This is a genomic window from Candidatus Roseilinea sp. NK_OTU-006 (assembly GCF_012931985.1).
GTDB lineage: Bacteria > Chloroflexota > Anaerolineae > J036 > Brachytrichaceae > JAAFGM01.
Genome location: NZ_JAAFGM010000101.1, coordinates 1 through 2,687, shown reverse-complemented (window position 1 = coordinate 2,687; position 2,687 = coordinate 1). Strand labels below are relative to the sequence as shown.

Genomic DNA, 2,687 nt, shown 5'->3' with positions numbered 1-2,687 from the left:
CGGAGCGCTACGGCCTGACGCTGGCTTCCGGATGAGGGGCGGCGCAAATTTGCGCACCCGCCTTGCATGGGTGCAAGAAAGCAAGCCTGCCTTTACATCTGAATCTCTTCCTCGAATGTGCGCAGATCGACCGCATCGGAAGCCCCGTCAGATTTCACGATGCGGTCGCCCTCCAACCGCAGGCTGATGACGCGGCTGACGCCGTCGGCGCCCATGGTCACCCCGTAGATCGCATTGGCGCCTTCCAGGGTGCGACGGTTGTGCGTCACGATGATGAACTGCGTGTCGCGGCTCAGCTCTTCCACGGTGAGGCGGAAGCGATCGACGTTGGCTTCATCGAGCGCAGCGTCGACTTCGTCCAGCACGCAGAAGGGTGTAGGGCTGACGCGCAGGATGGCGAAGATCAGAGCGCAGGCCGCCAGCGCGCGCTCCCCGCCGGAGAGCAGCGCCAGGCTTTGCGGCCGCTTTCCCGGCGGCCTGGCGATGATCTCCACGCCGCTCTGGCTGATGTTGTCCGGTTCGGTCAGCTCCAGATGGGCGGTTCCACCGTTGAAGAGCTGCTGAAAGAAGCGCGTAAACTCCTTGCCCACCGCCTCGAACGTTCGCCGCAGCTCGATCTCCATGCGGTCATCCAACTCTTTGATCACCTTCTGCAGGTCGGCGGAGGCGGCCTCCAGGTCCTGCGACTGGGTGGAAAGAAACTCGAAGCGTTCCGCCGCTTCTTCGTACTCGCGCGGGGCTTCGGGATTCACGCCGCCCAGCCGCGCCAGCCGCGCGCGCATCTCGCGCACCTCGGCCTCCAGCGACTCCGGCGCACTTTCGACCACCGGCAATTGTTGCACCACGGCGTCCCACGGCAGCGGCGGTTGATAGGCGACGTCGGCGCTTTCTTCCAGCAGGACAAGCCCTAGATCGGCTTCGATCTCGCTGCGAAGCTGTTGTAGCGCGTCTTCGCTGCGCTGCAACTGTAAAAGCGCCTGGTTGAGGTGGCTCTCCGCCTGACGCAACGCCTGTTGCTGCGCGCGTTCGCGCTGTTCTTCCTCCGCCTGTTGCGCCTCCAGGCGATGCAACGTTTGCTCCACCGGCGCAATGCGTTGCTGCAGAGCCTCGATTTGGGCGCTGAGCGTCTCTTCGGTGCGCGTCAAGAGTTCGATCCGCCCGCGCAGCGTCTCGATCTCGGCGTTGAGCGCAGCGATCTGCTGCTCTTTGTTGCGCATTTGGAGCTCAACGTCTTGCAACGTGCGTCTCGTCGACTCGAGCAGCGCCTGCTGGCTGCGCAGGTGCCCCTGCGCCTCGGCCTCGGCGGCGCGACGATTGGCCAGCTCCTGTAGCAGCGCATCGGCGTCCGCCGCCTGCAGCTCCGCCTCCAGTGCGCCGAGCGCCTGCAGGCTCTCCTGCTCCTGCCGCTCCACCTCGGTCGCCTCTGCGTCCAGCGCAGCCCTGCGTTCGACCAGCGTCTGCCATTCTGCGTCGGCCTGCGCCATCTGCTCGCTGCGCCAGCGCTGCATCTGCACGCTGCGGTCCACTTGCCGGCGCAGCTCTTCCAGTTGCCCGCGCAGCTGGCGCTCTCGCCGCGCCAGCTCGGCGAGCGCCTGTTGTCGTCGGGCGATTTCGATGCGTTTCGTTTCGATTTCGCCTGCAAGTTTGCTGCACGCTTCCGCGCGTTCTCGCAGAAGAGCCGAGGCGCGCTCGATCTGACCGGGCAGCTCGCGCAGCTCGCGCTCACGCGCCAGCAGCGAGTCGTCCCCCCGACCTCCTTCGCTGCCGCCGGTCACTGCGCCGCCCGGGCGAATGATCTCGCCTTCCAGCGTTACGACGGTCGGCCGCGCGTTGCCTCTGTATGCGTCCAGCGCCGCGCGCGCGGCGGCGAGCGTCTCCGCCACCCAGACGCGGTTGAGCAACTGCTGCATGGCAGCTTCGACCGCCGGCGCGTAGTCCACCAGTTCGAGGGCGAGGCCCAGAATGCCGGAACGTTTGGGCGCCGGAATCGGCGGTTGCACATGCAGTCGATCCAGCGGCAGAAAGGTGGCGCGACCGCTGCGCTGCTCCTTGAGCAGCTCGATGGCGGCGGCTGCGTCCTCCCAGCTTTGGGTGATGACGTTCTGCAGGGCGGCGCCCAGCGCGGTTTCTATGGCTTTATCCAGGTGGGGCGGCACGCGCAGTTGCGCAGCGACCGTCCCCAAAACGCCGCGCAGCCGGCCGTTCGCCTGCGCCTGCAAGACGGCGCGCACGCCCCCTGCATAGCCTGCGCCTTCGCGCTGAAGCCGCTGCAACAGGTCATGGCGAGTTTTCAGACGCTCTAAAGTGCGGTCGGCTTCCTGGCGGGCGTTTTCGGCCTGGATGGCGGCCCACAGCTCGGGGTCGGTGCGGTCGATGAGGATGGAGCGGTCAAACATGGGCTGTCGGGAGGGGTCGGTGGACCCGTGGCTGCGGGGCGCCACGGGCTGCCCAGGCGAACGGCGGGCCGCCGCGGCGCAGGGCGCCGCATACGGTGCGCGCTTCCCCGTGGTGACCCCACGTCGGCCGCAGTAGACCCCTGCGGGCCACCCAGCCTATCGCCAGTCGCGCGCGCGCCGATTGTACTGCGGCCGCTTGGATGCCACGGCCCAGCCGATGGGCCGCTGGACCGCGGTCACGAGGCCCGGGCGGGCGTCGCTGCCGCGGCTTGCGGTGCTGTGGCGTCCGGG

1 protein-coding gene is annotated in these 2,687 nt (G+C 67.8%); it reads right to left on the bottom strand.

Annotated features, from left to right (window positions below; genetic code table 11):
- Positions 1 to 92: 92 nt before the first annotated feature.
- Positions 93 to 2,396 (bottom strand): AAA family ATPase, encoded by a 2,304-nt coding sequence (locus tag GXH28_RS15810; protein WP_169239970.1) that lies wholly within the window; start codon positions 2,394 to 2,396, stop codon positions 93 to 95.
- Between the last annotated feature and the right edge of the window lie 291 nt (positions 2,397 to 2,687).